The organism is Halovivax asiaticus JCM 14624 (genome assembly GCF_000337515.1).
GTDB classification, from domain to species: Archaea; Halobacteriota; Halobacteria; order Halobacteriales; family Natrialbaceae; genus Halovivax; species Halovivax asiaticus.
The window spans coordinates 214923-241919 of sequence record NZ_AOIQ01000017.1; the positions used below are offsets into that span (position 1 = coordinate 214923).

Here is a 26997-nt window from a genome sequence, read left to right on the forward strand (position 1 = left end):
GGGCGACTGTGCGCCACTTTGTCTCTCCGACCTCCGCCGTTGTAACCTGCCGTTACTGACGAGATTGTGGTGCCTAGTAATCGACGACGTCGGCGACGACGCGTGGTATGACCAGAGGGCCAGCGACCACCTGCCGGCTGTCGTCCGTGCTGGCCGCTGGGCTGGCAATCGGAGCCCTCGTTTCCAGCACGTTCAGGAGTGGTGACGAGTCAGAGCCCGAGCTGGGAACCGACCGACCGCCCGCCGACCTGATCGACGAGATGGATCTCGGACAGAAGACGGCGCTCACTCACGGTCACGCGTTCGATCGAAATCCCCTCGACCGCCGCCAGACGGGCTACGTCGAACCGGTTCCCGAACTCGATATACCACCGTTGAAACTGACCGACGGGCCACACGGCGTTCGTCGCGGTCCGGCGACCGCCTTTCCGGCTGGCGTGAACCAGATCTCGACCTGGGACTGTGATCGACTGTACGCCGTCGGGAACGCGATGGGCCGCGAGGCGAAGACAATGGATCAGGACGTTCTCCTCGCCCCGGCGATCAACATCGTTCGGGTCCCCACGGGCGGCCGGACGTTCGAGTACTTCGGCGAGGATCCGTCCCTTGCCGCCCGCGGCGCGGTGGCCACGATCCGGGGGATTCAGGACGCGGGCACGATCGCGACCGCGAAACACTTCGTCGCGAACAATCAGGAAGGCAAGCCTCGCTTCCGGGCCGGCTCGGACGTTCCCGTCCTCAGATCGCTCCTCCAGCGTGGGTCGCGCTTCGTGGCCGACTCGCAGGTTGGCGAGCGTGCACTCCGAGAGCTCTACCTGCCCGCATTCCGGGCTGCCGTCGAAGAAGCCGACGTCGGAGCGGTGATGACGGCCTACAACAGCGTCAACGGTGACTACGTCTCGGAGAACGCGCACCTGTTCGACGTGCTGGAGAATGAGTGGGGATTCGACGGGTTCACTGTCTCCGACTGGCTCCTCGGCGTCAAGAGCCTGAACGGCTCGATCGAGGCCGGCCTGGATCTCGAGATGCCATACGGGCTCTTCTACGGTCTTCCCCTCCGGCTGGGGCTCACACTGGGAAGCGTCGACGAAGCTACCATCGACGGGATGATCGAACGGACGCTCGGGCAGATGGAGCGATTCGGTATCTTGCAGGGCGAGCGGGTGGGTCCGTCCGGCGTGGCGAACACGGCCGAACATCAGCGACTGGCACGCGAGACGGCCGCCGACGGTGCAGTGTTGCTGAAAAACGAGCCGATCGGTGACGGCGATCCCCTCCTGCCGATCGACCCCGATCGGGTCGAATCCATCGCAGTCATCGGCGATGCAATCGACACGGCGACGGTCGGTGGCGGTGGCTCCTCCGCTGTCTCTCCACCCTACACCGTGAGTCCGCTCGCAGGGATCGAAGCCCGACTGGGCGCGGACGTGCGGATCGTCACCGCGGACCCGACGAACGGTATCGACCGGGTGGTCGACGTCGCCGAATCCGTCGAGTGTGTCCTGGTCTTCGTCCAGGACGCCGCCACCGAGGGCGTTGACCGATACGACATGGCGCTGCCCGGGAGACAGAACGAGGTCGTGTCGGCCGTCGCCGAGGCGAACGACCGCGTCGCGGTGATCCTCAACACCGGCGGCCCCGTCACGATGCCGTGGGTGGCGGCGGTTCCGGCGATTTGCGAACTGTGGTATCCGGGCATGGCAGACGGGCTGGCGACGGCGGATGTCGTCTTCGGTGACGTCGACCCCGGCGGGAAACTGCCGATCACGTTCGGGGCGCGGTTCGACGACTACCCGGTTTCCACACCCGAGCAGTACCCCGGTGTTGCCACCACTGTCACCTACACGGAGGGCGTCTTCGTCGGCTACCGACACTTCGACGCCCACGATATCGATCCGCTGTTTCCCTTCGGTCACGGCGAGTCCTACACCACGTTCGACTACGGCGAACTGTCGGTGTCGCCTGCCGAAACCGCCCTCGACCGACCGATCTCCGTCGCTATCCCGGTCGAGAACACCGGCGATCGGTCCGGACGCGAGGTCGTCCAGGTGTACGTCGCGCCGACAGAACCGAGCGTCCCTCGTCCGCCGAAAGAACTTCGCGCGTTCGAGGCGGTGACGCTCGCACCCGGTGAACGGACCGTGGTCGAACTCACGCTGTCGTCCGACGACTTCGCCTACTACGACGACTCGCTGGCCGACTGGGTGGTCGACCCGGGCGAGTACACGATCCTCGCTGGCAGTTCCTCACGAGACATCCGGGCGAGTCACCCAATCAGGATTCGATAGGGATCGTTCCCGGAGCGGTTGAACAGTCTGGTTGGTGTGGCATCCATCGTCGCCGGAATAGGCGTATTTCCCGCTCGCTGGCATACGTCTGTGCTATGGATTCACACGCTGGGCGGCGGCGGTTCCTGACGTATGCAGCCGTCGGTGCCGCCACAGGACTCGCCGGCTGTGCAGGGGAGTTTTCTCTCGACACCACAGACTCGGATGCCGTTCCGACCGAGGTCGAATCCGTTCCCGAGGCGGTCGGACTCGAGACGGTCGTCGACGGACTGGACGCGCCGCTCACCGTTTCGTTCGTTCCCGATGTGAAATCACGGTACGTCGCGGAACGCGACGGCCGCGTCCTCCGTCACGGCTCGGACGGTCTGCAGGACGACCCTGTCCTCGATCTTCGCGAGACGGTCGAACCGGAGGGGGAGAAGGGACTGCTCGGCATGGCCGTGCATCCGAACTTTGCGGACAATCGACGACTGTTCGTCCGCTACAGCGGTCCGCTCCGCGAGGAGATGCCGGCGGACTACAGCCACACGTTCGTCCTGGCCGAGTTCGAGGTGACCGCGGACGGGACGCGAGCGCCGCGCGACACCGAACGGCGGGTTCTCGAAATTCCGGAACCCCGTCCCCTTCACAACGGCGGCGATCTCGCGTTCGGGCCCGACGGCTATCTCTACGTCTCGGTCGGGGACAGCGGTGCCAGTCCCGAAGAGGGGTGGCACGGTCCCGGCGGTGGCGGCAATGGCCAGGACGTGACCGAGAACCTTCTGGGGAGTATCTTGCGCCTGGACGTCGACGAACCCCCGTCCGGGAACCGGAACGCTGCGGACGACGAACGAGGTGGCCAGGCCGACCGGGGGTACGCCATCCCGGACGACAACCCGCTCGTCGGTCGGGAGGGCCTCGACGAACACTTCGCGTGGGGGTTTCGAAATCCCTGGCGGCTCTCGTTCGACGGCGACGACCTGTACGTCGCAGACGTCGGCCAGAGCAGCTACGAGGAAGTGAACCTCGTCGAAAACGGTGGCAACTACGGCTGGAACGTGAAGGAAGGAACGCATTGCTTCAAAGGCGAGGACTGTCCGGACGAGACGCCCGACCACGTGCGGGGCGGCGAACCGCTCGTCGATCCGATCATCGAGTACCCACACGAGGGTGGCCCGGTGAGCGGCGTCTCAGTTATGGGCGGGTACGTCTACCGCGGGTCGGCACTTCCGGACCTGCACGAGCGCTACGTCTTCGGTGACTTCATCCCGGATGGGCGACTGTTCGTCGCCACGCCGTCTGACGACGATGACGAACTGTGGTCGACCGTCGCCATCGAACTCGACGACGCGGCGACACTCACCCGCATCCTCTCGTTCGGTCGGGACGACCGAGGCGAGGTGTACGTCCTCGGAACCGGCTCCGAGGCCGGTGGGCTCTTTCGCATCGTCCCTGCAATGTGACGCGAGGGCCGTCGCTACTCGTCGGTTCACTCCGCTATCGATGGGCGATCTACACCACGATGCCCTCACACGCGTTCACGGCCTCGTCGTTCGCATCTGCCGGTTTCACGCTGGCCGGAGCTAGGCTCTGTATGGGCGCGGCTGTTGGGAGACAGACTGCCAACCGACGGTTTGCTACTCGCCATTTTACTCGCCGCGAGAACTGCCGTTTGCCGAGTTCGAACCGACGATATCCCGCAGTTCGATACGGCGACCGGGATACCATGTAGCCGTTGGCTGTCCCGTCCTACCTGTCGCTTACCGTCTCCTCGTCGGTGTCTGACGCAGATTGATTCCGTTCGATCGCTGCCATCGTTCGATCTTGGGAAGCGTCGTACGAGTGTCCGAGCGCGATGAGGAACCCGACAATGGCGGTCACCACCGCAACGGCGCCGATAGCCACGACAACGATGGCGACGACCGGTCCGGACAACACCTGTGCGGAGGTGAGAAGCGCGATCGCCGTTACCGATGCGATGAGTGCGAGCAGACGGCCGAACCGACCGAGGCCGAAATCGACCCCGGAACCGCCAGCCGGAACGAGTTCGTTCAGAACTCCCTCGTACCCATCCTCGCTAACGGCATTCCCAAGCGAATTGATCGAATGAGCGATCCACAACCCAGCAGTGAAGCTGAGCAGGGCGACGAACGTGGCGACACCGACGAGGCCCTCGACGAGCAGTCCCACCAGAATCGCATTAGCGAAGACGACCACCATGATGCCGTGAATTAACAGCGAGCGCGCTCCGAAGTCTTCCAGCACGGTCACATGGCCCAGTCTCATAGGGTTTGCAGACCGAGAACGGAAATATCTCTGTGCCCTTCCTGTGCAGCGTCCGGAAATTTACGCTCCGCCAAGACAGTTCGGGGTGCTCGCTTCGCTCACAGAAACTCGGTCTAGTTCAAATCCGGTGAGGGCAGGTTCAGACTCACTTTGGTCGCGGTTTGCAACAGAACCCCTCTCGAGGATTTCCCACTCGTCAACAGACCGAACCTATTTAGTAGCGTTTCGAGAACGTCAGTGCGATGACGGGCGACGTCGAAACGGAGTCTGCAACTGCCACGGCCGATGCGATGCGCTCGTTCAATCGATTCCTATATGGCTATCTTGCGCTGCTGATCATCGCCTTCCTCGGTCTCCTGCGATTGTTTGGGTACCCGATCGCGATCGCTGTCGCCCTGGCTGGCCATCTGCTGATCCATGCCCCGCTATTCACGCTGACAGGAAACATGCGAGCACGAACCGACGAGTCAGTCGCGGCGGTTCGCGACGAACTCTCGTCGGTCGAGAACCCACTGACGTCGCTGTGGCTCACGGACGCCGCCCAGATCGAAACAGACGCGGACGCTGGAGCAATCCACTTCCGGCGCAACGGGCCCCTCGGCCTCACGTCGAAACAGTATCGACTGGTCGCGACGGAGCAACCGGACGAGACGATCGTACTGACGATCTCACGGGATGGGCGCTCGATCGTCACAGCACGCGCTTCGGTCGAATCAGCCGAAGCCGGGACGTGGGTCGCCTTGACAGCCGAGCGAACCGCCGTTCATGCTCTGTCCCTCGTCATGATGACGCTCTTGGGATCGACGATCGATCGGCTATACGCGGCGCACGGATACGACATCGTCGACGACTCTCACTCGATCGGGCTTCGAGTTCCATGGTGACAGCCCGTGTACTGATCCAGCTGGGAGCGCTCTTGATGCGTGCTGCTCAGGCCCTCGATTTCGGTACTCGCCGCGCCAGATAGCCCACCGAGTTTTCACGCGGCTTGCTCCGCTCACCGGGTAGAATTACGGATGTGGTGCTTCTCGGATTTGAACTGTGGAGTACGGGCAATACCGGAGTACTTACACAACCTTCTCCCATACTTCCCACTGCCTGATGTCGACGGACAATAACGAAGATGAATTGTGGTATCCATCAGTCGACGATATCCTGCTGCTCCATGAAGACATTGTCTCCGAAGACGGTGAGGCTAGCCCTGGCGTAACCAACCCGGACCGAATCGAATTTGCGATCAATTACGTCAAACACGGTCACTTCGGTGAGGTCCCGAATACGATCCACGAAAAGGCGTTTCACCTGATGCGGTTACTTGCGTCGAATCACTGGTTCGTCGACGGTAACAAGCGGACTGCCCTCAATACCACCGAACTCTTCTATCTCGTCAACGGATACGAACTAAGTTACGGAGAGGACATCCGTTCGATGCTCAAATTACTTTCCGTAAGAGAATCGCTAATCGATCGTTCTATCGGCCCTCTCTATTTGTCCGATCAGGCGGCGCCAATCGATATTGAAGAGGACATCGACCCCTGGACCGCTCTCGGTGTTCTTCTCGTCGCCGCACTCATTCAGTATCTAGATGTTGACCCTGATGAGTATCTATCCGACGACTACGACGAGGCGCGTGTTCGGGAGGGGTGGGGACTCACAACGATATACGACGGAACCGTTAACATCGACGAGGACAAAGGCACACAGGAGAATGGCAGCTGACGAAGCCGCTTTTAACGGCAAGGAGAATCTACTCGAGACGCTGCTAGCGGACTTCCGTGAGCGATACGTAGAGGAACACGGCGAAGAACCGCCGGAAGCGATACTGCACGACGCTCGCCGAGATATTCTTCGGTCGCTAGCGAAAAAAGGACGTGACGAGCACCGGGACGTTTACGACGCACTCGCAGACGAATAGCCGTTTTTCTGCTGCGGCGCAACACGCCTCTCTCTCGACTTCGCCCCCAGACGTATTCTTGTGAGAGCCCGTCAACTGAACTCCGCTTAGAGCGGCAGTATCTCATACGAACCGACCGCATCCCAATTTGAACCCCTGCACCCAGTTCGTCTCATACAAATTCGATCGGCCATTTCAGGTGATCTGCCGCTCTCAGACCCGATTCCCCGTCTATCCGCAATAGAAGTGCCGCCTCCCGGATTGTGAACCACGCCCGGAAATGCTCGCTTCGCTGCGCCTTTCCGGTCTCGTTCAAATCCGCTCGGATCACATATTTGCGGCTCGCGGTGTCGCTCGCCGCAAAAGTATGCCGCCTCCCGGATTTGAACCTCGCCGATACGTTCCTGCTCGCTCCGCTGCGCGGGCTGCGACTCGTCTGGTTCAGAATCTGTCCGGCGGCAGTTTCTACACCCGCTCGCTACGCTCACGGATTTGAAACATGCCGCCTCCCAGATTTGAACCGAAGGAAGATGGTCGCCTCGCTTCGCTCGGCGCTGCGACTTCCAGGGTTCAAACCGGCGGGAGCATTTTCACTGCTCACTCGCTACGCTCGTTCGCGTTGTTCGCAGGAAAATGCCGCCTCCCGGATTTGAACCGGGGACAGCTCGATCTTCAGTCGAGTGCTCTCCCAGTCTGAGCTAAGGCGGCCTGTACTGTTCTCCGTCGATAGCACAAAAAAGGATTTCGAATGGCGTCGGCGAGGGGGTCGGTGGTACGCGGTGAGTACGATCGAGATCGTGTTCAGTGACCCGCCGAGAGTATCCGTATCACGTGTATTTTCCTCGCTGATATTCAAGACACACTTTTGCCCGCGAGTGGGTAAGACATTGTTATGGCACCGCTTACCGAAGAAGCGGATTCCGGCACACTGACGGCGGATACTATCCTCGAGTTACTGGCAAACCGCCGTCGCCGGTATCTTCTCTACGCACTCAGGGGGCGAACGGACCCCATCGAACTGTCCCGTCTGGCCGAAACCGTCGCGGGCTGGGAACACGACGTCCCACCTGACGAAGTGGCAAAGAACGATTACAAGAGCGTGTACGTCTCGTCGGTCCAGTGCCACGTGCCGAAACTCGCCGAGGCAGGCGTCGTCGACCACGATACCAACGACCACTCGGTCATCCTCGCGGAGAACTACGAACAGCTCGAACCCTATCTCGAAGTCGTCATTCGTGACGAACCCGAGAACTCGACCCTTCAGCGTGCACTCGATTCGCACTCCGGCGACGGATTCTTCCGTTCGATCCGGGAGAACGTCTCTCGGTTGACGCACTAACGGCGCTTGGAGTGGCGTTGTCCGCCGCGGACCGTCAGTATCCGACTCGTCTTCGAACGATCCACTCTGTCTGAAGCTTCGGAAATGGGTATTGGAAACTCTCGTGGGCCCGCGTTGCTTCGCTACGGACGGATTACGCCACAACTGCCGATTCGGGCAGTACTGGAAGGGCGTCGGTGCCACTCATTACCGCCGACCCACTGTGTTGGACTGTGGAGACGCTCCACGCGTACATGCGCGGAGATATCGTAACACCTCGTAGAAAAACGCAATCACACGATACCACCCCCGCCTCGCCGTGGCCACGGACCACCCGTCCGCTTACGGTCGCGATAGCACGTTCACCCGCAGCCGCCCCCGTCACCCACGCTGGAACCCTCACACGAACTGACACCACCTGCATCGGCCCCATTGCACCAATCCCACTCCCTGCGACCCCAAACCCATGCCTTCCGACGATCCCACGAGAACCGATGCGCGACTGTTCGCCGTGCTGACGCTCGCGTTCGGCGCGTTCGTCGTGTTGAAGAACGCCCAGCCGACCGTCGTCTTCGTCGGTACCGGCATCCTCCTGCTCGTCTACTTCGGCGGCACGCTCGCGACGATCGAAATCGCCGATCGCCTCCGGATTCACGTTCGAAACACGGAGTCGGACGACGAGGAGGAGGAGGAGGAGTGATCGATCCGTCGTGGACCCACGCAGTGGCTTCCTTATCGGTTATCGTCGCGTTTCGCCGCCGGATTCGTCACGGCACCGGTCGCCGCCGATCCGAACGCCTGGCCGTACTTTGCGAGGACGCCCGACGTGTACGCGGGTTCGGGCTCGTCTCTCGCGCCCAGTCTGGACTCGAGTTCGGCGTCGTCGAGCGCGACGGAGAGTTCGCGATTCGGGATGTCGACCGTCACGATGTCGCCGTCTTCGACGGCGGCGATCGGGCCGCCGTCTGCCGCCTCCGGGGCGACGTGGCCGATCATGGGCCCGCGTGTCGCGCCGGAGAAGCGACCGTCGGTCAGCAGCGCGACGTCGTCCTCGTGGCCCTGGCCGACTACGGCCGCCGTGACGCCGAGCATCTCGCGCATGCCGGGGCCACCGCGGGGCCCTTCGTTCCGGATGACGACGACGTCGCCCGATTCGATCCCGCCCGACTGGACCCACTCCATAGCGTCCTCTTCACGCTCGAAGACGCGGGCCGGTCCCTGATGGTAGAGTTCGTCGTCGCCGGTCACCTTCAGCACTGAGCCGTCGGGTGCGAGGTTGCCGGTGAGGATGACGAGGGCGCCCTCCTCGTGAAGGGGGTCTTCGATCGGGCGGACGACCGCCGGGTCGACGGCGTCGTCGGCCGGCAGCGACAGCGCGTCGAGTTCGTCCTTGATCGTTCGGCCAGTGACGGTCATCGCGTCGCCGTGGAGCAAGTCGGCGTCCAAGAGTCGGCGGAGGACGACCGGAATGCCGCCCTGCTGGTGGAGGTCGGCCATCACGTGCGTGCCGCCCGGGCGGACGTCGACGATGTGGGGCGTCCGTCGGGAGATCTCGTCGAAGTCCTGGATCGCGAGGTCGATACCGGCCTCCGCCGCGAGCGCGAGCAGATGGAGGACGGAGTTCGTCGAGCCGCCGATTGCGACGTCGAGCGTGATGGCGTTCTCGAACGACTCCCGGGTGAGGATGTCGGAGGGGCGCCGATCCGCCTCGACCGCTTCGAGTGCGAGTACGCCCGCCTCGGCGACGATCTCGGCGCGTTCGTCCGTCACGGCGGGTGCGGTCGCGGAGCCCAGGGGAGCGAGCCCGAGCGCTTCGCTCATCGAGGCCATCGTGTTCGCGGTGTACATGCCGGCGCAGGACCCGGGGCCAGGGCAGGCGGCGTGTTCGAGTTCGTCGAGTTCCTCGCGCGAGAGGTCACCCTCGGCGTGGGCGCCGACGCCCTCGAAGACGTCCTGAATGGTGACGTCGTCGCCGTGGAACTCGCCGGGGAGGATGGTGCCGCCGTAGCAGAAGACGGTCGGGCGGTCGGTTCGGATCGCGGCCATCATCATGCCCGGCAGGTTCTTGTCGCAGCCGGCGAGCGTCACCAGTCCGTCGAGTCGCTCGCCGAAGGCCACCAGCTCGACCGAATCCGCGATCACCTCGCGGGAGACGAGCGAGGCCTTCATCCCTTCTGTCCCCATCGAGATCGCGTCGGAGATGGTGATGGTCCCGAATTCGATCGGCATGCCGCCCGCGTCGTCGACGCCGGTCCACGCCACGTCGGCGAGCTCGTCCAGGTGGACGTTACAGGGGGTGACGTCGGCGGCCGGGTTCGCGACCCCGATCATCGGCGAGGCGAGGTCCTCGTCGTCGTAGTCCATCGCGTAGAACATCGCCCGGTGGGGCGCGCGATCGGCCCCTTCGGTGACGTCGGAACTCGGTAACGATGTTGATTTGGCGGTTCGCGAGTCGTCGTCGCTGGTGTCGTCGTGTCTCTGTGTCATTGGTGGGTCACTTTGGTTGGTTCGATCGGCTTTCGTCTACGGTGCTTCATCGGTCGACATCCGCTCGATAATCGCCGCGGTGACGTCGCTCGTCGTCGCATCGCCGCCGAGATCGGCCGTCCGCGGGCCCGATTCGAGCACGGACTCGACGGCCCGGCGAACCGCCCGCGCGTCCTCGTCGTACCCGAGGAATTCCAGAAGCATCGCGGCCGACAGGATCGTTGCGCTCGGGTTCGCGATGCCTTCTCCGGCGATGTCCGGAGCCGTTCCGTGGACGGGTTCGAACAGCCCGCGTTCGGGCCCCAGATTTGCGGAGGGAAGGAGGCCGAGACCACCGACGAGCCCGGCCGCCAGGTCGGAGAGCACGTCGCCAGCGAGGTTCGGACAGACCACGACGTCGAACTGGGTGGGGTCGAGACAGACGCTGTCTCTTATACACATCTCTGATGGCGNCTACATCGAAGACCGACTCGCGAAACAGTCCGTCCGTCTCGCCCATCACGTTCGCCTTATGGACGACGGTGAACGAGTCGGCCGCGGCGTCTGCGAGGTAGCGACAGGCGAACTCGGCGAGCCGTTCCGACGCGGCGCGGGTGGTGAGTCGCGTTCCTGTCGCGACGTGATCACTCAGGCGGTGTTCCAGGCCGGTGTAGACGCCCTCGGTGTTCTCGCGGAGGAAGACGAGGTCCGTCTCGGGCCGGAGGGCGTCGACCCCCGGATACGCCCGCGCCGGCCGGAGGTTGACGAACGAGTCGACGGCACGCCGAAGCGGGAGGATCACGTCCGCGGCACTTTCGCCCGCAGCGCCGAACAGGGTCGCCTCGGCCGTTTCGACGGCCGCACGGCTCTCCGCGGGCAGCGGCGTTCCCCGCTCGCTCGCGACGTGGTCGCCCGCCTCGTACGTCACGAGGTCGAACCCGATATCGAGGGATTCGAGGACGTCGACCGCGGCCGGCACGACTTCCTGGCCGATGCCGTCGCCCGGGATCACGACGATCGTCTCGTCGTCGGTTCCACCGTTCCTGTCGGAGACGTCCCCGCCGGCGCGCGCTGCATCACTCATCGCTCCTCACCCCCGGCGTCGTCAACTGTCCGACCGACGCCGTCGCCGGCCTCGAGGTCGACGTAGGGGAGCGATTCGGCCGTCTCGTGAACGGTTTCGGGATGCTGGCGCATCAGCGCCGTCGTGTCCCAGTTGCCGTCGACGAGCGCCCGCCGCTGGGCCTCGTCCACCGTGACGTCGAGGACCGTCTCACCGTAAATGACGGCTTCGTCCGCGACGGAGACCGTGACCGGGTCGTCGGGGTTGTTCTCGATCCAGTCCTGCAGCGCCGTGACCGCCTCGTGATCGGCCGTCACGGTCGGGATGCCCAGCCCGAGGCAGTTGCCCGCGAAGATCTCGGCGAAGCTCTCGCCGACGATGGCGTCGATCCCCCAGCGCATGAGTGCCTGCGGGGCGTGCTCGCGCGAGGAGCCACAGCCGAAGTTGCTGTTGACCACGAGGATCGACGCGCCGGTGAAGCGATCGTCGTTGAACGGGTGCTCGAGGGGGTCGTCGTTCTCGTCGTATCGCTGGTCGAAGAAGGCGAACTGGCCGAGGCCCTCGAAGGTGATCGCCTTCAGGAAGCGCGCCGGCAGGATCTGATCCGTGTCGATCTCGTTGCCGCGGATCGGGACGCCGGTGCCGTGAACGCGCTCGACCGGCTCAGGACCAGTGTCGTTCATACAGCGCCCTCCGGAAGCGTTCGGACGTCCGTGACCGCGCCGGTCACGGCCGCCGCGGCGACCATCTGCGGGCTCATCAGGACGGTTCGGCCGTCCGGACTGCCCTGGCGGCCGACGAAGTTGCGATTCGACGAGGAGGCACAGACTTCGTCGCCCTCGAGCTGATCGTCGTTCATCCCTAGACACATCGAACAGCCGGCGCCGCGCCAGTCGAAGCCGGCCTCACGGAAGACCTCGTCGAGGGCTTCGCGTTCGGCGGCGGCCTTGACTCGCTGGCTGCCGGGGACGACCATCGCGCGGACGTCCGGGTGTACCTCGCGGCCCGACACGACGTCGGCCGCGGCCCGCAGGTCGGCCAGGCGCGCGTTCGTACAGGAGCCGAGGAAGGCGACGTCGATCTCGTACCCGGCCATCGTCTCGCCGGGCGTGACGTCCATGTGGTTCTGGGCCTCGCGGGCGACGTCCTGTTCGTCTTCGGGCAATTCGGCCGGGTCGGGGATCGGCTCGGCGATGCCGACGCCCTGTCCCGGGGTCGTTCCCCAGGTGACCATCGGGTCGAGCGCCGAGGCGTCGAGCTGGACGACATCGTCGTACGTCGCGTCGGGATCGGAACGGATCGACTCCCAGTAGGGCTTCAACGACTCGAGTCGGTCCGGATCGTCCGTGAATTCGGGGGTTTTCGCCAGCCACTCGTCGGTGGTCTCGTCCGGGTTGACGTAGCCCGCGCGGGCGCCGCCTTCGATCGACATGTTGCAGAGGGTCATTCGCCCTTCCATGCCCATCGACTCGACGGCGTCGCCTGCGTACTCGTAGACGTAGCCGACGCCGCCGTCGGTTCCCAGCTCGCGGATGATCGCCAGGATGGCGTCCTTGGCGGTGACGCCCGGGTTGAGGGTGCCCGTGAGCTCGATCTTGCGCACCCGCTGTTTCTCCATGGCGACGCAACCGGTCGCGAGCACGTCTCGAATCTGCGAGGTGCCGATGCCGAAGGCGAGCGCCCCGAACGCGCCGTGGGTTGCCGTGTGGGAGTCGCCGCAGACGACGGTCGTTCCGGGCTGGGTCAGCCCCTGTTCCGGGCCGACGACGTGGACGATGCCCTGTCGCCCCGTCTCCGGGCTCGAAAACTCGATCCCGGCGGCGGCGACGTTCGACTCTAGCGCCTGCATCATCTCCTCGGCCGCCTCGTCCGCGAACGGTCGCGACTGGTCGGCCGTCGGGACGATGTGATCGACCGTGGCGTACGTGAGCGAGGGGTAGGCCACGTCGTAGCCGCGCTCGTCTAGCATCCCGAACGCCTGGGGGCTCGTGACCTCGTGGACCAGGTGCAGGCCCACGAACAGCTGGTCCTGCCCGGTCGGCAGGGTCCGCACCCGGTGGGCGTCCCAGACCGCGTCGTAGAGCGTTCCCTCGCTCATTTCGACCGATCGGTGGTTTCGCTGCCACGGCCGAAGGTCCGCACGTGGCCGTCGACCGGTGACGTGTGGTCTCTGTCCTTTACTCGTCGTCGGGGAGCGTCATCGTCGGTCGCGGCTGCCTCCGACGTGTCGCCGTCCGCTTCGTCGTTCGGCCGTCGGCCACCGTCCGTTTGCGCCGAGCGCCCCTCGTGGTAGCGATCGAACGTTCGTTCCGGGCCCTCGACCGGCGAGGTGTGGTCCCTGTCTTTCACGCGTCGGGGGCGCCTTCCGTCGGTGGTTCCATCCGCCCTCGACGCGGTATCCGGTCGGGTATCGGCATCGGTCGTGTCTGCGTGTTCGTCTCGGTGCGATCGCGTTCGGCTGGGTTCGGTGTCGTGTTCGGTCATGCTGTCGGTTGGGTGTGCTGGATTCGGTTCGGAACCGGTCGGTGCGTCGTCGGTGCTCGTCGGGTCCGGTCTGTTCGGTGATCGATCGGCCCCATCAGCTCCGGCGGTGGACTCGACGTGAGCCGGGCGCTGATTGTCGTTCATCGGGCGTCCTCCGCGTCCTCGTCCCACGCGAACAACGTCCGCAACTCGGCGCCGACGCGCTCGATCTCGTGGGTCTCCTCGGATCGTCGGTACTGGGTGTACGCGGGCCGCTTCGCCTGATTTTCGCTGATCCACTCGCGGGCGAACTCGCCGTTCTGGACGTTCTGAAGGATTTCGTCCATCCCCTCGCGGTCGACGACGCTCTCGCCGCGGGTGAGACCGCCATACTCGGCGGTATCGGAGACGGAGTTCCACATCTCCATGTGGCCGCCCTCGTACAGCAGGTCGACGATGAGTTTGAGCTCGTTCAGGCACTCGAAGTAGGCCATCTCGGGAGCGTACCCCGCGTCGACGAGCGTCTCGAAGCCGGCCTTGACCAGTTCGGTGACGCCGCCACAGAGGACGGCCTGCTCGCCGAAGAGGTCGGTCTCGGTCTCCTCGCGGAACGTCGTCTCGACGACGCCGGCTCGGGTACAGCCGAGCGCGTCGGCGTACGCCAGCGCTTGCTCGCGGGCCTCGCCGGTCGCGTCCTGGTAGACCGCGAGCAGGCCGGGCGTCCCCTGCCCGTTCTCGTAATTGCGCCGAACGAGGTGGCCCGGCGACTTCGGTGCGATCATCGTCACGTCCACACCCTCGGGCGGCTGGATCTGGTTGTAGTGAACGTTGAACCCGTGGGCGAACTGCAGCGTGTCGCCGGACTCCAGGGTCGGCTCGATCGACTCCTCGTAGACGGCGGGCTGGACCGTATCCGGGAGCAGGACGCTCACGACCGACGCCTGAGCCGCGGCCTCGTCCGGCGTCGCGACCCGCAGCCCGTCTTCCTCCGCAGCCGTCCATGAGGAACTATCCGCTCGGAGACCGACGACGACGTCGACGCCGCTCTCCGCTAAATTCTGGGCGTGTGCGTGGCCCTGCGAGCCGTAGCCCAGGACGGCCACTGTCTCGTCGTCGAGGGCGTGGCGGTCGGCGTCACGCTCGTAGTAGACTGTCGCGTCGAACGACGGCGACTCGTCGGCGACGTCCGTCCCGCCGTCGGTGAGACATCGCTTCGTCCGTTCGGTCGAGGCGTCGGGGTCGGCCGGGGCGCTGGCCGACTTGTCACTGGCAGCTCCGTCGTCTGGCCCTGTTTCGCCAGCCGTTCGCCCAGTCACGGTGACGGTCGTCCGCTCGGCCCGTCGTTCGGCCATTCGCTCGACTGTCCGCTCGTGGTTGGTTCGGCCGCTGTCCGTGGCGTGTGTCGCTGTCGTATCGTGTTGTGGGTGTGTGCTCGTCATACTTTCACTCAGCCGGTGGCTGTCCCTGTTTCTCCGTTCGGTCCCTCCGTTCCGTCGTCGCGGTTCTCGGGCTGTCTCCGCCCGCTTCGGCCGGTCCGTTTCCCTCGCTTTGTCCCTCACCGCTCGCGGTGCCTCTGCTCGCTTGATCCGAGGCCTCCCGTCGGGCGGTCTCGCAACCCGGGGCGGGCGCTTCGCCAGGCGTCGTCGGCACGTCACCGCGGGCGAGCGCGGTCTGGCCCGTGCGGGCGATCTCGACGATGCCGAACTGCCGGTAGGCGTCGATTGCGGCGTCGACTCGCGACTCGTCGCCGGTGAGTTCGACGGTGATCGTCTGCGGGTCGGCGGCTATCGTCTCGCCGTCGTACATCTCGGTGATCGCGTGGACTCGTTCTGGCTCGTCGCCGCGGACCTTGACGAGGACCAGCTCGCGAGAGACGGTCTCCCCCGAAATCTCGCCCGCGGAGATGACGACGGGGAGCTTCCGGAGCTGTTTTTTGAGCTGATCGACGCCGGGATCGGTCTCCTCGACGACCATCGTGATCCGGGCGTGGCCCGCGACGGTCGTCGGCCCGACGGTCAGGCTCTCGATGTTGAACTGTCGGCGCGAGACCAGGCCGGACACCCGCGCGAGCACGCCCGGTTCGTGTTCGACCAGGGCGGAGACGACCGCCCGGCGCCGGTCGTGTTCGGCCTCGACGACCGGGTCGATTCGAATCCCGTCCGTGGTTCGGCGCGACTCGGGATGCGGTCGGTCCGACGGAGCCGGACCGGGCAGTCCGTCGTTCCTCCCGTCTGCGTCGCTTCGAGGTGGGGAACCCTCGCCGCTCATAGGTGCTCCTCCGTGAGCGCGAATTGGCCGTTCGCGCCGCCGCTCGGTACCATGGGCAGGACGTTTTCCTCCGGGTCGATGTGGCAATCGATCACGGCGGGGCCGTCGTAGTCGAGCGCCGATTCGACGGTATCGGCCACCTCGGCTGGATCGACGATGCGGAAACCGCGTGCTCCGAAGGCCTCGGCGAGCGTATCGAATGCGGGAACCCAGTCGTACTCCGAGGCCATCCGCCGTCCCTCGAAGAAGGCGTCCTGCCACTGGCGAACCATGCCGATGTGCTCGTTGTTGAGCACCGCGACCGTGACGTCCAGTTTCTCGCGCACCGCGACGGACAGCTCCTGCATCGTCATGAGGAACGAGCCGTCGCCCTCGAAACAGACGACGTCGCGGTCAGTCTCGCCCGCCTCGTCCGCGGCAAGTCGCGCCCCGATAGCTGCCGGAAGTCCGTAGCCCATCGTCCCGAGTCCGTGCGACGAGACCCAGGTGCGCGGCTCGGCGAACGTCCAGAACTGGGCGGCCCACATCTGGTGCTGGCCGACGCCGGTGGTCACGATCGCGTCGTCGGCCGTCGCCGCATCGAACGCCTCCACGACGAACTGCGGTTTCAACGGCCCGTCGTCGCTCGTGGCGTAGGTCAGCGGATACGTCTCCGCCCACTCCGCACACTGCGTGCGCCACTCGGCAGCTGCCGGCGGCGACTCGACCGCGGCCGACAACTGTTCGATGACGGCGCCCGCGTCGCCGATCAGCGGATAGTCGGCGTGGACGTTCTTGCTGATCTCGGCCGGATCGATGTCGACGTGGATCACCTCGGCCTCGGGCGCGAACGTGTCGATCCCCCCGGTCAGGCGGTCGTCGAACCGTGTCCCCACGGCGATCAGGCAATCGGTATGCGTGATCGCCATGTTCGCGTAGCCGGTGCCGTGCATGCCGGCGAACGATAGCGACAGGGCGTCGTCCTCCGGGAACGAACCCAGTCCCGGCATCGTCGTCGTCACCGGAATCCCGTTCGTGCGCGCGAACGCCGTCGCGACATCGCTCGCATCCGCGGCGACGACGCCACCGCCGAACAGGCACACCGGGCGGTCGGCCGACTCGATCGCCCGAGCCGCTGCGTCGACGGCGTCGGGGTCGGCCTGGGATCGTGATTCGTCGCTTCGGGTCGCTTCGCTTTCGGCTCGTGTCGTCGATGTTCGTCCGGCTCCACGGCCCGATTCAGTCGCTTCATCGAGTGTGACGTCTTTTGGCAAGTCGACCAGCGTCGGACCGTGTCGATCCGCGCCGGCGCGTGCGTAGGCCTCCTCGACGGTCGAACCGACCGTCGTCGCGTCGGTCGCGAACGCGTTGTACTTCGTGATCGGCCGAGTGACGCCGATCGTGTCGGTCTCCTGGAACGCGTCGTTGCCGACGAGGTCGGTCGGGACCTGTCCCGTCAGGGCGACCATCGCGTCGGAATCCATGTCTGCGTCGGCGATGCCGGTGACGAGGTTGGTCGCACCAGGTCCCGAGGTCGCCAGGCAGACGCCCGGTTTCCCTGCGACGAGGCCGTACGCGTCGGCTGCGTGGGCGGCCGCTTGCTCGTGGGCCATCGTCACGTGCCGGACCGACGACGCTGCGAGTGCGTCGTACACCGGCATGATCGCTCCGCCCTGAATACCGAAGGCCAGCTCGACGCCGCTCGCTTCGAGTGCGCGGGCGACGGCGTCGGCGCCGGTCGTGGCATCCCCCAATTCGTTCTCGGTGTCGTCAGTTGCGGGTGGGCCCAGTTCGGTAGCTGTCTCGTCTCCGGTTGTCGTCGCGTCCGGCGACGAGTCGGGTGCTGTGCCTCGATCTGCGGTGTCGTCTGTGTGGTCTCGATACGTCGTCTTCGTGTCGGTCATGTGGGCATACTGTCAGTCGCTGCTGCAGGACAATTCGAACGCGAGCCTCGTCGGCACTGGTCGGTGAGAGCGAGGTGCCAGACGGCTGGCTGGCGGTCGACGATACGTCCGGTCGGGGAAGAGAGGGGTGTGTAGGGGACTAGGCCCCTACAATAATCGAACCACCGAGAATTGCAGCGACAGCTCCCGTGACCGCAGCAAAGTCGTGAGCGGGAGCGTTCGGTCGCACTGTACCCGGTGAGTCGACGGCTGATTTTATATATCTGTCGGCGACTGCAACGATCGCCACAACTCGCCCTTATGGCCCCCGACAGCCGCGGACTGTCGTCTACCGGGCGCAACGGTCGACGACGGTGCGCCGCGTCGAGCGACCGGCGATATCGCGCCGTCCGCGGAGCGACCCGCTGGTGATGGGTGGAGCTCACCCGTCTGCGGACGGCCATCAGATGGGTCCCTCGTGAACGCGTGGTCGATCGACGCCCACCTCACGAGCGAAGCGCTCGACGACGTCCTGTGGGACGTCGCCCTCGGTTGCGCCGTACGATTTGACCCGATCGACCACCTCGCGTACCTGCTCGTCAGTGGGATCGTATCCGGCCTCTCGCAGGTGCTTGCGGACGCTGTGGGTCCCCGTGTGTTTGCCCAGGACGAACGCGCGTTCGGCGCCGACCATCTCCGGGGTCATCACGCCGGGCTCGAAGGTCGCCGCGTTCTCGATCACGCCCGCGGCGTGGATGCCGCTCTCGTGGCTGAACGCGTTCTCGCCCACCACCGGCTTGTTCCGGGGGACGTGGACGTCGCTTCGCTCCTCGACGAGCGAGGAGAGCTCGACGAATCGCGTGGTGTCGATGCCGGTGTCGGTCCCGTAGACCGACTCGATCGCCATCACGACCTCCTCGGCGGCGGCGTTCCCCGCTCGCTCGCCGATGCCGTTGACCGAGACCTGCGCCTGACTCGCGCCGGCTTCGATGCCGGCGACCGCGTTCGCCGTCGCCAGGCCGAAGTCGTCGTGACAGTGCACGTCGATCCTCGCGTCGGCGTGGTCGTCGACGAATTCGACGAGGTCGCCCATTCGCGAGGGCGTGCAGACGCCGACGGTGTCGGGGACGTTGATCCAGTCGGCGCCGGCCGCCGAGGTGGCTGCGACCATTTCGGCCAGGAACGCCGGCTCCGTCCGCGTCGCGTCCATCGGCGAGAACATGCACTCGACGCCCGCCTCGGCGACGCGCTCGACCGCTGCGACCGACCGACGTTTGACGTCCTCCCGCGTCGCGTGCATCGAGTCGGCGAGCTGGACGTCCGAGGTCGACGCGAATACGTGGACCATATCCACGCCCGCATCGAGTGCCGCCTCGATGTCTTCGTCGACGATTCGCGCGAGGCCGCAGACGGTCGCGTCACTCGCCTCGGCGATGTCGCGGACCGCCTCGAACTCCGCCCCGGAGTTCACCGGGAACCCCGCCTCGATGACGTGCGTACCCATCTCGTCGAGCATCGCCGCTATCTCGCGTTTATCGTCGTACGTGAACGAGACGCGTGCCGCTTGCTCACCGTCACGAAGCGTCGTATCGAAAATCTGTACGTCGTCAGCGTTGGCTGCAGTAGCCGCTTCAGTACCGTCGAAGAACTCGACTCCCCTGCCGGGTGACAGAGGCGCCCTCTGGTGTCGTCATTGCGCCCTGACTGAATGAACGGATGGCCTTAAATCTACGGGTCGAACCGAACGTTGCCGGGTCGGTGGCGCTGCAGACCCAGGCCGAGCGAAATTTCGGCGCTGGGCCGGATCGCTGCGGTTCCCAGCGTAGTGCGGTGATAGACCGGGATCGATGTCTCAGCGCTCGATTCTAGTAGGACCCAGGCGGCGTTTTCCGCGAATACGGCGCGGCGAAGAAGCCGTACAGCGGTTTCGACGAGCCGACGTACGACGGCTCGAACCAGTTGCCAAGGTCGTCCTTCTTCGTAAACTGGATCCGCATTTCGTTGTCGTCCGGGTAGTTCGGGTCGTAGACGTAGATTTCGATCGTGTCACCGGATCGCGTGTAGCCGTAGGCCAGCACCTGATGGTTGTTCCCGATCTGATTGAAACCGGTCTTGAGGGGGTTGCCGTGCGTATCGACGTGAATTAACCCGAGCGGACAGAGGGTGTTGCTGTCGAGGGTCGGTTTGATCTCGTTTTCCCACTCGTCCCGCATCACCTCGTTTCTGCTTTTCTTCACCTGCCCCCACTTCTTCGTGTTCGCCGAGTTCATCAGCGTCTGGTAGATTCCCGCGCCGAGTGCGTTTCCATCGCCGGGAACGAAACTGTCGAACAGCCGCTCCGAGAGGAAGTTGAAAAGCCGCGTGTCCTCCGCCGGCTGGTCACCGTGGACTGGCGAGTTCGGTGGCGACCGCGCGACGAGGTCGTCGGACCAGGGCGTCACCCCGTGCTCGAAGTAGTCCCGCACCGCGAGTACCATGCCACCGCACATACCGTTCGTGGTATCGCCGATTTCGTCGATCGTTCCCAGTCCGAACGGGAGCCTGATCGGCTGGGGGAGCGTGTACTGCCCCGCGGGAAAGTCGTTATCAAACGCGAAGGCACAGTCTTCGACGCTGAACCCCTCGACTGCGGTGTCGAGTACCCTGTCGGTTTCGTATCTGGGTGTGCTTCGTCCGGGCCGTGCGATACCGAGGAAGCCCACGGATTCGACGTCGTGTCTCCCGTCGCTGCCCTCCTCTTCCTGGAGCCTGACGTCGAACCCGTGTGCATCGAGGTTCGTCGTCCGCGTCACGACCTCGTTGTATCCGTTGTACGTCTGGCACTGGGTGAGAAGCGCCGGTTGTTTGCTGCCGTAATCCGGAACGAACTTCGTGCTGAACCACTGGTGGGTGGCTTGCGTCGTGCCGACGTGGAGGTGCGACCCGTCCGAGAGTACGTGCGTTCCCGACTCCAGCAAGAGGTAGCCGATGGTCTCTTCGACGTGTCTGCCGTTCAGGTAGTCCCACTCCTCGATCTGGAGTTCGAAGGATTCGGGGCCGACATTGCGCAGGCGGACGTGAGCCGGCTGTTCGCCGTTGTACGTTTGTATGTCTGCGAACACCACAGGGTCGTCGTACACCTCACCACCGTACTTCAGCGTGTGCCAGTACGATTCGTCGTGCTGATCGAACGAAAACGTCCCGGCCCACCCGATGCTGTTCCCGTTCTCGTCTTCGATCGGGCCTTCCGGACGGGAGAGGACGCTTATCGTCTCCTCGTTGTGCCGGCGCTCCTCGTTCTGTGAGGCTTCTTCCTCGACCCGTACCTGCCCTCCGGTCGACGAAATAGCCCGTAACCGCGGTGCAGCCGTATCGGAGCCGTTGAACGTATCGAGATTGGTCAGAACGACCGGGTTCGACGAGGTAATACGCGTCTCGAAATCGAACGCCGTCCAGTCGTGGTCAACGTCCTGGACCCGACCGAAGCCGACCTCGACGTCGCGACGTGGCGTCGCAACGACGCCGACCGTCTCCTGGACGTGTTCGCCACCGCGGGCCGCCTCTTCCTGAAGGCGGACCTCGAGGCCATCGCCGCCCACGTTCCGGTGTCGTGTTACGATTTCGTGGTGACCGTTCTCGGTCTGCGACCGGCTCACTACGGCGGGGTCGCTGCCGAACGCGGCCGAGAACGTCATCTCCGACCAGTCGTCGTCGGTCGGGACGGTCCGAACCTCGAGCGGAGTCCCGTCCGAGAGAGGGTTCTCGTCCGGGAGCGTGTGGCTTCCTTGTTCGAGAACGAAGTATCCGACCGTTTCCTCCGTATGTGGGCCGTTATGGGTATCCCACTCTTCGATTTGAAACTCGAAGCTATCCGGCTGCACGTTTCGAACCCGTCCGTGACAGGCGTCTTTCCCGCGGTAGGTCATGACCTGCGTGAGCACGACCGGATCGTCGTAGCTATCATTCAACTCGATGGTGTGCCAGTGGTCACCGTCCGGCTGTTCCAGATCGATGGCACCGGCCTCCCCGATGTGACGCTCCGACACGTCCGTGATCGGACCACTCGGCGCTCCGAGAAACCGGATCGAATCGGCCTTGTGCCAGGTCTCTCCGTCCTTCGAGGTCTCCTCCTCGACGAACGCCTCAAGACCATCCGCACTGACGTTACGAAGTCGGAGGCCCGCAGTATCTCCTCCGTGGAACGACGCGATCGATCCCACGACGACGGGCTCTCCTGTCGACTCGAGCTCGGGGACGTCCGCGTTCGTCCAGTCGTCTGTCGCCTCGAAACCGCCTGCCGTGAACGAGTCAGTTCCATCTGTCACGTTAGAATCCCGTCCTATTACCGGAAACGTTGCATGAAAAAGTTATCTAATAATATATTATTTGTCTAATTGGAGACGATTCTTTGAAACGCAAAGTGACGTATAATCTCCCTCTCAGTCGGCGATTTCTGCCACCATCATTCTGTAGTAACAGGCCTAGTTGATCGAAATTTGATAGGATGTGGTCCACGGAGGTGCACCTATCGCCGTTTCTCACCGCGTCCTGCACATCAGCTCCGTCCGGACGACCTCTCCCTCAGCCCGCCGCTCTCGGATTGTTCGCGCCGGCAGAAGTGGGCTCGGGCGGATTCGAACCACGCCGTCACCTCACTACGCTCGGTGCCGTCTGATTCGACCCGCCCTTACGTCACGCAGCCGGCGCTCACGAGTTGTTCGCGCCGGCGGAAGTGGGCTCGGGCGGATTCGAACCACCGACCTCGGCCTTGTAAAGGCCACGTCATAACCAGCTAGACCACGAGCCCGTATCCGACCGGTGGTGACGCGTTCGAATAACTGTTACCTTCTGCGTCAGTCGGGGGAACGTTGCGCGGAAGCCAGTTGCAGTCCGTCACCGATAATCGACGCGTGGCATCCATCGTGTGCGAGAGTCGGCCCGACGCAAGATCGAGCAGTACCCGTCCGATCCCTCACTATTTCGATTCGAAGGGAATATTTATTGGGCGTGCTCCCGCACGGCGGTGTAATGAGTGTTGATTGGGAGGAAGACGATCCCTTCGAGGAACAACGGGACAAGATCGAGAACCCGATGAAGCGGTTGTTCCGCGAATACGGAGCTCGGTACAAGTTCCAGGCGTTGGTCGGGATCTTCGCAAGTATCTTTGCTCGGTTGCTTGACCTGTTGCCGCCGCTGATGCTCGGCATCGCCATCGACTCGATCTTTCGTGACGGTGGCGCCGCGTCTTTCTCCGAACAGATACCGCTGGTCGTCCTCCCCGACGGCCTGTTGCCACCGACCCAGGAGGGTCAGTTCTGGTTCACGATCGCGGTGTTGATCGGTGCGTTCGGTTTCGGGGCGATCTTCCACTGGTTGCGCAACTGGGGCTTCAATTCCTTCGCACAGAACATCCAGCACGACGTGCGGACGGACACCTACGACAAGATGCAGCGGCTGAATATGGACTTCTTCTCCGACAAGCAGACCGGCGAGATGATGTCCATCCTCTCGAACGACGTCAACCGACTGGAGCGATTCCTCAACGACGGGATGAACTCCCTGTTCCGGATGTCGGTGATGGTCCTGGGGATCGGCGGCTTGCTGCTGTGGATCAACTGGCAACTGGCGCTCGTCGCCTTGCTGCCGGTGCCGCTGATCGCTGTGTTCACGTACGCCTTCGTCAAGATCATCCAGCCGAAGTACGCCAAGGTCCGCTCGACCGTCGGGAAAGTCAACTCCCGACTGGAGAACAACCTGGGCGGTATCCAGGTCATCAAGTCCAGCACGACGGAGGACTACGAATCAGATCGCGTCGACGACGTCTCGATGGGCTACTTCGACGCGAACTGGGACGCCATCGAGACCCGGATCAAGTTCTTCCCCGGCCTGCGCGTCATCGCCGGTGTCGGGTTCGTCATCACGTTCCTCGTCGGCGGCCTCTGGGTGTTCAACGGCACGGCACCGGGGCCGTTCACCGGGACGCTGACCGAGGGGAACTTCGTCGTCTTCGTCCTCTACACGCAGCGATTCATCTGGCCCATGGCCCAGTTCGGGCAGATCATCAACATGTACCAGCGTGCTCGCGCGTCCTCCGCGCGGATGTTCGGGTTAATGGACGAACCGAGCCGCGTCGAGGAGAATCCCGGCGCGACGGAACTCGAGGTGACCGACGGGCACGTCGAGTACAACGACGTTACCTTCAGTTACGACGGCGATGAGACGATCGTCGAGAACGTCGACTTCGAGGTCGAAGGCGGCGAAACGCTCGCCCTGGTCGGCCCGACCGGTGCCGGCAAGTCCACGATTCTGAAGCTCCTGCTCCGGATGTACGACATCGACGATGGCGAGATCCGGATCGACGGACAGGACCTCCGGGACGTCACCCTCCGAAGCTTGCGAGAGCGGACGGGGTACGTCAGCCAGGACTCGTTCCTGTTCTACGGCTCCGTCGAGGAGAACATTTTGTACGGGACCTTCGACGCCACCCGCGACGAGGTGATCGAGGCCGCGAAGATGGCGGAAGCCCACGACTTCATCGAGAACCTGCCGGAGGGCTACGACACCGAGGTCGGCGAACGCGGCGTCAAGCTTTCGGGCGGCCAGCGCCAGCGCATCTCCATCGCGCGGGCGATCCTCAAGGATCCGGAGATCCTCATCCTCGACGAGGCGACGAGCGACGTCGACACCGAGACGGAGATGCTCATCCAGCGTTCGATCGACAAACTCGCCGCCGACCGGACCACGTTCGCCATCGCTCACCGCCTCTCGACGATCAAAGACGCCGACACTATCGTCGTCCTCGAGGGCGGACAGATCGTCGAACGTGGCACTCACGACGACCTCCTCGATAACGGCGGCCTCTACGCGCACCTCTGGGGCGTCCAGGCCGGTGAGATCGACGAACTCCCTCAGGAATTCATCGAACGCGCCCAGCGCCGGACCGCTCGAACGGAGTCACAGCAGGACGACTGACCGTTCGATTCGATTCCCGGTAGGGCAGTGAATCCCGTCGTCCACCGCCGACCGCACCGTTCGTTATCGTCCCTTTCGTTTTTTTGTCCGGTACTCGTCTTTACTGCCGATCGATCTCGACCAGTAGTGGTTGAAGATAGCGACGCGTCCACTTGGATACGAAAGCATTTTGTAAGTTTGAAAACTGGTCGTCGTATGGCAGTGCGTACTCCGCTCTTCCGTCCGAGGGCGTACGTCGCAAATCGGACTGGGACGGTCATGTCGGGCGTCGGCGTGTTCGTGTCGTACGCTGTCCTCGAACTCGTGGCCGTGTTCTTCCTCCTCACACACGTCTTGGACCAGATCACTGGGCTCACCCCTGCCCAGGAGCGGTTGCTTCAGTCAAGCGTGCCGTCCATGGTCGTGGGCATGGTGATCGGAATCGTCGTGGCCTGGCTAGTCGTCGCCGCAGTGATGCACTTCGGGAGCGGCGGCGAGCGGACTGTCGGCACGTTCCCCGACGCCCTCGGAATCGCTGGGTGGGCGTACGCACCGGAGATAGTCTTCCTCGTGCCGATGACGGCGAACGGGTGGCACCAACTCCAGTCGCTCAGCTTCGACGGCTCGAACCCCGAGCAGCTCCCAATCCAGATGAACGAGGCTGCTGTCCAGCTTACGCCCAACCCGATCTCGATGGTCTTTCTCTTCCTCGTTACGGCCTGGAGCGTCTACATCCTCACATACGGGGTCGCCGAGACTCACGACGTGCCTCCGAAAACGGCTGCGCTGCCGGCGGTCGTCGTCGGTATCGGGTCGATCTTCGCGGCGCTCACAGGCTAAGTAGAAGATCAGTTACGTCTGTGTTCGTCGCCTCATGGACGTCGACTCTCTCCGAGCCCCTCAGCTGACGACGTCACGCCAAGACACCAGTCCGTCGATGTAACTAGAACGACTCCTGTTCTCGCTGTCCGTCCTGTCCCGGCGCACCCTCGTCCTGGCGATCCTCGCCCGGTGCCGGGGGTGTCCGGTCGCTGTAGTTCTTACGCCCGATCGCTTCGTCGCCGACCATCGTCATGATCGCCTGTCTGACCGCGGCCGCCGAGTCGTACCGGTCCTCGTTGAACGGTTCGAGCAGCTCCCGGAACGTCGTCGTCTTCTCTTCCATCTTCACTTCTTCCTCACCGTAGGCCTCTAGCAGTTCGTCCTGGCTCACGGGATAGTCGTGTTCTTCGAGTTTCGTCCCGAGCTCGCCGAGTTCGACACCCTGTTCGCGATTCTCGTCACTCATACCCGGTCCGTTGGGAGACCGCCGGAAACCCCTTCGCCCTGCCAGCGCGTGTGCACCGCCGAGGTCACTCTACACGAGGTTGCCCCGCCGTCTGAGACGCGGGCAGAGACGGTGCTTACAAGACCCGACCATCCGTGAGAGCGGACATGGACCTCGAACGTGCTACGTGGCCGGAGGCGGCCGATCTGGACACCGACCTGGCCGTCCTCCCCGTCGGCAGCACGGAACAGCACGGCCCCCACGCCCCGCTCGGGACGGATACGCTGGCGGCGACCGCCGTCGCCGAGGCAGGTGTCGAGGCGTTCGACGGCGAGGTTGCGGTCGCCCCAGCGCTCCCCGTCGGGATCGCCGAAGAGCATCGTCATTTCGCCGGGACACTCTGGCTGGAACCCGATACGTTCCGCGACGCCGTCCGCGACTGTGTCCGGAGCCTCGCCCACCACGGGTTCGATCGCGTCGTCGTCGTCAACGGGCACGGCGGTAACGTCGACGCCTTGCGGGAGGTCACCGCCGAGCTCAGTCGTCACGACGACGTCTACGCCGTCGCGTTCACCTGGTTCGAGGCTGTCGGCGACCATTCGGCCGAGATGGGCCACGCGGGCCCGCTCGAAACGTCGCTCCTCCGGGCGATCGAACCCGACCTCGTCCGCGAGGACAGGGTAGCGTCGGCCCGTGACGGTGCCGCGGACGGCTGGGGCGAGTGGGTGAGTCACACGAACGTGGCGCACGATTCGGCCGAGTTTACCGAAAACGGCGTCGTCGGCGATCCGACCGACGGCGACGCCGACCGTGGCGAGGAACTGCGAGAACTGGCAGCCGAGTCGCTCGCCCGCCTCCTTACCGCCGTCGACACGCGCGAATTCGACGCCTCCTCACCGACACACTAGTGGCT

The 26997-nt window shown here is 64.3% G+C and carries 20 protein-coding genes, 2 tRNA genes and 3 pseudogenes; 10 read left to right on the forward strand and 15 right to left on the reverse strand.

The genetic code is table 11. The annotated features are described in order from the left end of the window. Positions 1–107: 107 nt before the first annotated feature. Both C479_RS11275 and C479_RS11280 read left to right on the forward strand, forming a co-directional pair. A complete protein-coding gene (locus C479_RS11275; RefSeq protein ID WP_049907253.1) occupies positions 108–2288 on the forward strand; it encodes a beta-glucosidase in 2181 nt (726 codons plus the stop codon). Positions 2289–2383: 95 nt separating this feature from the next. Beyond that, on the forward strand, positions 2384–3730 hold the full coding sequence (locus tag C479_RS11280) for a PQQ-dependent sugar dehydrogenase (protein WP_007702453.1): 1347 nt from the start codon (positions 2384–2386) through the stop codon (positions 3728–3730). 286 nt (positions 3731–4016) lie between these two features. Here C479_RS11280 and C479_RS11285 read toward each other — a convergent pair whose 3' ends face one another. Next, complete coding sequence (locus C479_RS11285) at positions 4017–4553, reverse strand: hypothetical protein (RefSeq protein WP_049907254.1); 537 nt, start codon at positions 4551–4553, stop codon at positions 4017–4019. Positions 4554–4795: 242 nt separating this feature from the next. On the opposite strand from C479_RS11285, the gene C479_RS11290 reads away from it, so the two are divergent. From C479_RS11290 to C479_RS11300, 3 genes are all read left to right on the forward strand, one after another. Next, entirely contained in the window at positions 4796–5437 is a 642-nt protein-coding gene (locus C479_RS11290; RefSeq protein ID WP_007702467.1) for a hypothetical protein, read from the forward strand. Between the two features lie 217 nt (positions 5438–5654). Beyond that, complete coding sequence (locus C479_RS11295) at positions 5655–6272, forward strand: type II toxin-antitoxin system death-on-curing family toxin (protein ID WP_007702469.1); 618 nt, start codon at positions 5655–5657, stop codon at positions 6270–6272. After that, entirely contained in the window at positions 6262–6468 is a 207-nt protein-coding gene (locus C479_RS11300; RefSeq protein WP_007702471.1) for a hypothetical protein, read from the forward strand. Before C479_RS11295 ends, C479_RS11300 begins: the two co-directional genes overlap by 11 nt. Positions 6469–7081: 613 nt before the next feature. Here C479_RS11300 and C479_RS11305 read toward each other — a convergent pair. Next, positions 7082–7155 (reverse strand) — tRNA-Phe (locus C479_RS11305). A 184-nt stretch (positions 7156–7339) separates the two neighbouring features. Between C479_RS11305 and C479_RS11310 the strand changes: the two genes are divergently transcribed. Further along, complete coding sequence (locus tag C479_RS11310) at positions 7340–7786, forward strand: DUF7344 domain-containing protein (protein WP_007702473.1); 447 nt, start codon at positions 7340–7342, stop codon at positions 7784–7786. 445 nt (positions 7787–8231) lie between these two features. Beyond that, positions 8232–8465 (forward strand): hypothetical protein, encoded by a 234-nt coding sequence (locus C479_RS11315; RefSeq protein ID WP_007702474.1) that lies wholly within the window; start codon positions 8232–8234, stop codon positions 8463–8465. Positions 8466–8497: 32 nt separating this feature from the next. Here the strand turns inward: C479_RS11315 and ilvD are convergent, their stop codons facing one another. From ilvD to C479_RS11370, 12 genes and pseudogenes are all read right to left on the reverse strand, one after another. Next, positions 8498–10252 carry a dihydroxy-acid dehydratase gene (gene ilvD / locus C479_RS11320; protein ID WP_007702475.1) on the reverse strand — a complete coding sequence of 585 codons (1755 nt, stop codon included), beginning with the start codon at positions 10250–10252 and terminating at the stop codon, positions 8498–8500. Between the two features lie 36 nt (positions 10253–10288). Then, a pseudogene (locus tag C479_RS17090) lies at positions 10289–10675 on the reverse strand (isocitrate/isopropylmalate family dehydrogenase); the annotation flags it as partial. An 85-nt stretch (positions 10676–10760) separates the two neighbouring features. Continuing rightward, positions 10761–11315 (reverse strand): annotated as a pseudogene (locus C479_RS17095) (isocitrate/isopropylmalate family dehydrogenase); the annotation flags it as partial. Next, positions 11312–11977 carry a 3-isopropylmalate dehydratase small subunit gene (gene leuD / locus C479_RS11330; protein ID WP_007702477.1) on the reverse strand — a complete coding sequence of 222 codons (666 nt, stop codon included), beginning with the start codon at positions 11975–11977 and terminating at the stop codon, positions 11312–11314. The pseudogene C479_RS17095 and the gene leuD, both read right to left, overlap by 4 nt. Then, on the reverse strand, positions 11974–13392 hold the full coding sequence (gene leuC / locus C479_RS11335; RefSeq protein ID WP_007702479.1) for a 3-isopropylmalate dehydratase large subunit: 1419 nt from the start codon (positions 13390–13392) through the stop codon (positions 11974–11976). Before leuC ends, leuD begins: the two co-directional genes overlap by 4 nt. Further along, positions 13389–13922: a hypothetical protein gene (locus C479_RS11340; RefSeq protein ID WP_007702481.1), complete on the reverse strand. Its 534-nt coding sequence runs from the start codon at positions 13920–13922 to the stop codon at positions 13389–13391. Before C479_RS11340 ends, leuC begins: the two co-directional genes overlap by 4 nt. Continuing rightward, a complete protein-coding gene (gene ilvC, locus C479_RS11345) occupies positions 13919–15196 on the reverse strand; it encodes a ketol-acid reductoisomerase (protein ID WP_007702483.1) in 1278 nt (425 codons plus the stop codon). Before ilvC ends, C479_RS11340 begins: the two co-directional genes overlap by 4 nt. 169 nt (positions 15197–15365) lie before the next feature. Beyond that, positions 15366–16025, reverse strand: a pseudogene (ilvN, locus tag C479_RS11350) (acetolactate synthase small subunit); the annotation flags it as partial. Continuing rightward, positions 16022–17908, reverse strand: coding sequence for a biosynthetic-type acetolactate synthase large subunit (ilvB, locus tag C479_RS11355; RefSeq protein WP_007702487.1), 1887 nt, complete (start codon positions 17906–17908; stop codon positions 16022–16024). The pseudogene ilvN and the gene ilvB, both read right to left, overlap by 4 nt. Before the next feature lie 442 nt (positions 17909–18350). Then, positions 18351–19559, reverse strand: coding sequence for a LeuA family protein (locus C479_RS11360; RefSeq protein ID WP_083893860.1), 1209 nt, complete (start codon positions 19557–19559; stop codon positions 18351–18353). Between the two features lie 193 nt (positions 19560–19752). Further along, entirely contained in the window at positions 19753–22191 is a 2439-nt protein-coding gene (locus C479_RS11365; protein WP_007702490.1) for a hypothetical protein, read from the reverse strand. A 408-nt stretch (positions 22192–22599) separates the two neighbouring features. Next, positions 22600–22673: transfer RNA gene (locus C479_RS11370), tRNA-Val, on the reverse strand. Positions 22674–22894: 221 nt separating this feature from the next. Here C479_RS11370 and C479_RS11375 point away from each other — a divergent pair. Then, positions 22895–24838 (forward strand): ABC transporter ATP-binding protein, encoded by a 1944-nt coding sequence (locus C479_RS11375; protein ID WP_007702492.1) that lies wholly within the window; start codon positions 22895–22897, stop codon positions 24836–24838. A 195-nt stretch (positions 24839–25033) separates the two neighbouring features. Continuing rightward, complete coding sequence (locus C479_RS11380; protein ID WP_049907255.1) at positions 25034–25657, forward strand: YIP1 family protein; 624 nt, start codon at positions 25034–25036, stop codon at positions 25655–25657. 103 nt (positions 25658–25760) lie between these two features. Here the strand turns inward: C479_RS11380 and C479_RS11385 are convergent, their stop codons facing one another. After that, positions 25761–26105 (reverse strand): DUF5789 family protein, encoded by a 345-nt coding sequence (locus C479_RS11385; protein WP_007702496.1) that lies wholly within the window; start codon positions 26103–26105, stop codon positions 25761–25763. 146 nt (positions 26106–26251) lie between these two features. Here C479_RS11385 and C479_RS11390 point away from each other — a divergent pair, with 146 nt between their 5' ends. Beyond that, positions 26252–26992, forward strand: coding sequence for a creatininase family protein (locus C479_RS11390; RefSeq protein ID WP_007702497.1), 741 nt, complete (start codon positions 26252–26254; stop codon positions 26990–26992). Positions 26993–26997: the final 5 nt, after the last annotated feature.

Coding starts and splice junctions, on each gene's coding strand:
- C479_RS11275 (WP_049907253.1), top strand. CDS start 108: ATGACCAGAGGGCCAGCGACCACCTGCCGGCTGTCGTCCGTGCTGGCC.
- C479_RS11280 (WP_007702453.1), top strand. CDS start 2,384: ATGGATTCACACGCTGGGCGGCGGCGGTTCCTGACGTATGCAGCCGTC.
- C479_RS11285 (WP_049907254.1), bottom strand. CDS start 4,553: ATGAGACTGGGCCATGTGACCGTGCTGGAAGACTTCGGAGCGCGCTCG.
- C479_RS11290 (WP_007702467.1), top strand. CDS start 4,796: ATGACGGGCGACGTCGAAACGGAGTCTGCAACTGCCACGGCCGATGCG.
- C479_RS11295 (WP_007702469.1), top strand. CDS start 5,655: ATGTCGACGGACAATAACGAAGATGAATTGTGGTATCCATCAGTCGAC.
- C479_RS11300 (WP_007702471.1), top strand. CDS start 6,262: ATGGCAGCTGACGAAGCCGCTTTTAACGGCAAGGAGAATCTACTCGAG.
- C479_RS11310 (WP_007702473.1), top strand. CDS start 7,340: ATGGCACCGCTTACCGAAGAAGCGGATTCCGGCACACTGACGGCGGAT.
- C479_RS11315 (WP_007702474.1), top strand. CDS start 8,232: ATGCCTTCCGACGATCCCACGAGAACCGATGCGCGACTGTTCGCCGTG.
- ilvD (WP_007702475.1), bottom strand. CDS start 10,252: ATGACACAGAGACACGACGACACCAGCGACGACGACTCGCGAACCGCC.
- leuD (WP_007702477.1), bottom strand. CDS start 11,977: ATGAACGACACTGGTCCTGAGCCGGTCGAGCGCGTTCACGGCACCGGC.
- leuC (WP_007702479.1), bottom strand. CDS start 13,392: ATGAGCGAGGGAACGCTCTACGACGCGGTCTGGGACGCCCACCGGGTG.
- C479_RS11340 (WP_007702481.1), bottom strand. CDS start 13,922: ATGAACGACAATCAGCGCCCGGCTCACGTCGAGTCCACCGCCGGAGCT.
- ilvC (WP_007702483.1), bottom strand. CDS start 15,196: ATGACGAGCACACACCCACAACACGATACGACAGCGACACACGCCACG.
- ilvB (WP_007702487.1), bottom strand. CDS start 17,908: ATGACCGACACGAAGACGACGTATCGAGACCACACAGACGACACCGCA.
- C479_RS11375 (WP_007702492.1), top strand. CDS start 22,895: ATGAGTGTTGATTGGGAGGAAGACGATCCCTTCGAGGAACAACGGGAC.
- C479_RS11380 (WP_049907255.1), top strand. CDS start 25,034: ATGGCAGTGCGTACTCCGCTCTTCCGTCCGAGGGCGTACGTCGCAAAT.
- C479_RS11385 (WP_007702496.1), bottom strand. CDS start 26,105: ATGAGTGACGAGAATCGCGAACAGGGTGTCGAACTCGGCGAGCTCGGG.
- C479_RS11390 (WP_007702497.1), top strand. CDS start 26,252: ATGGACCTCGAACGTGCTACGTGGCCGGAGGCGGCCGATCTGGACACC.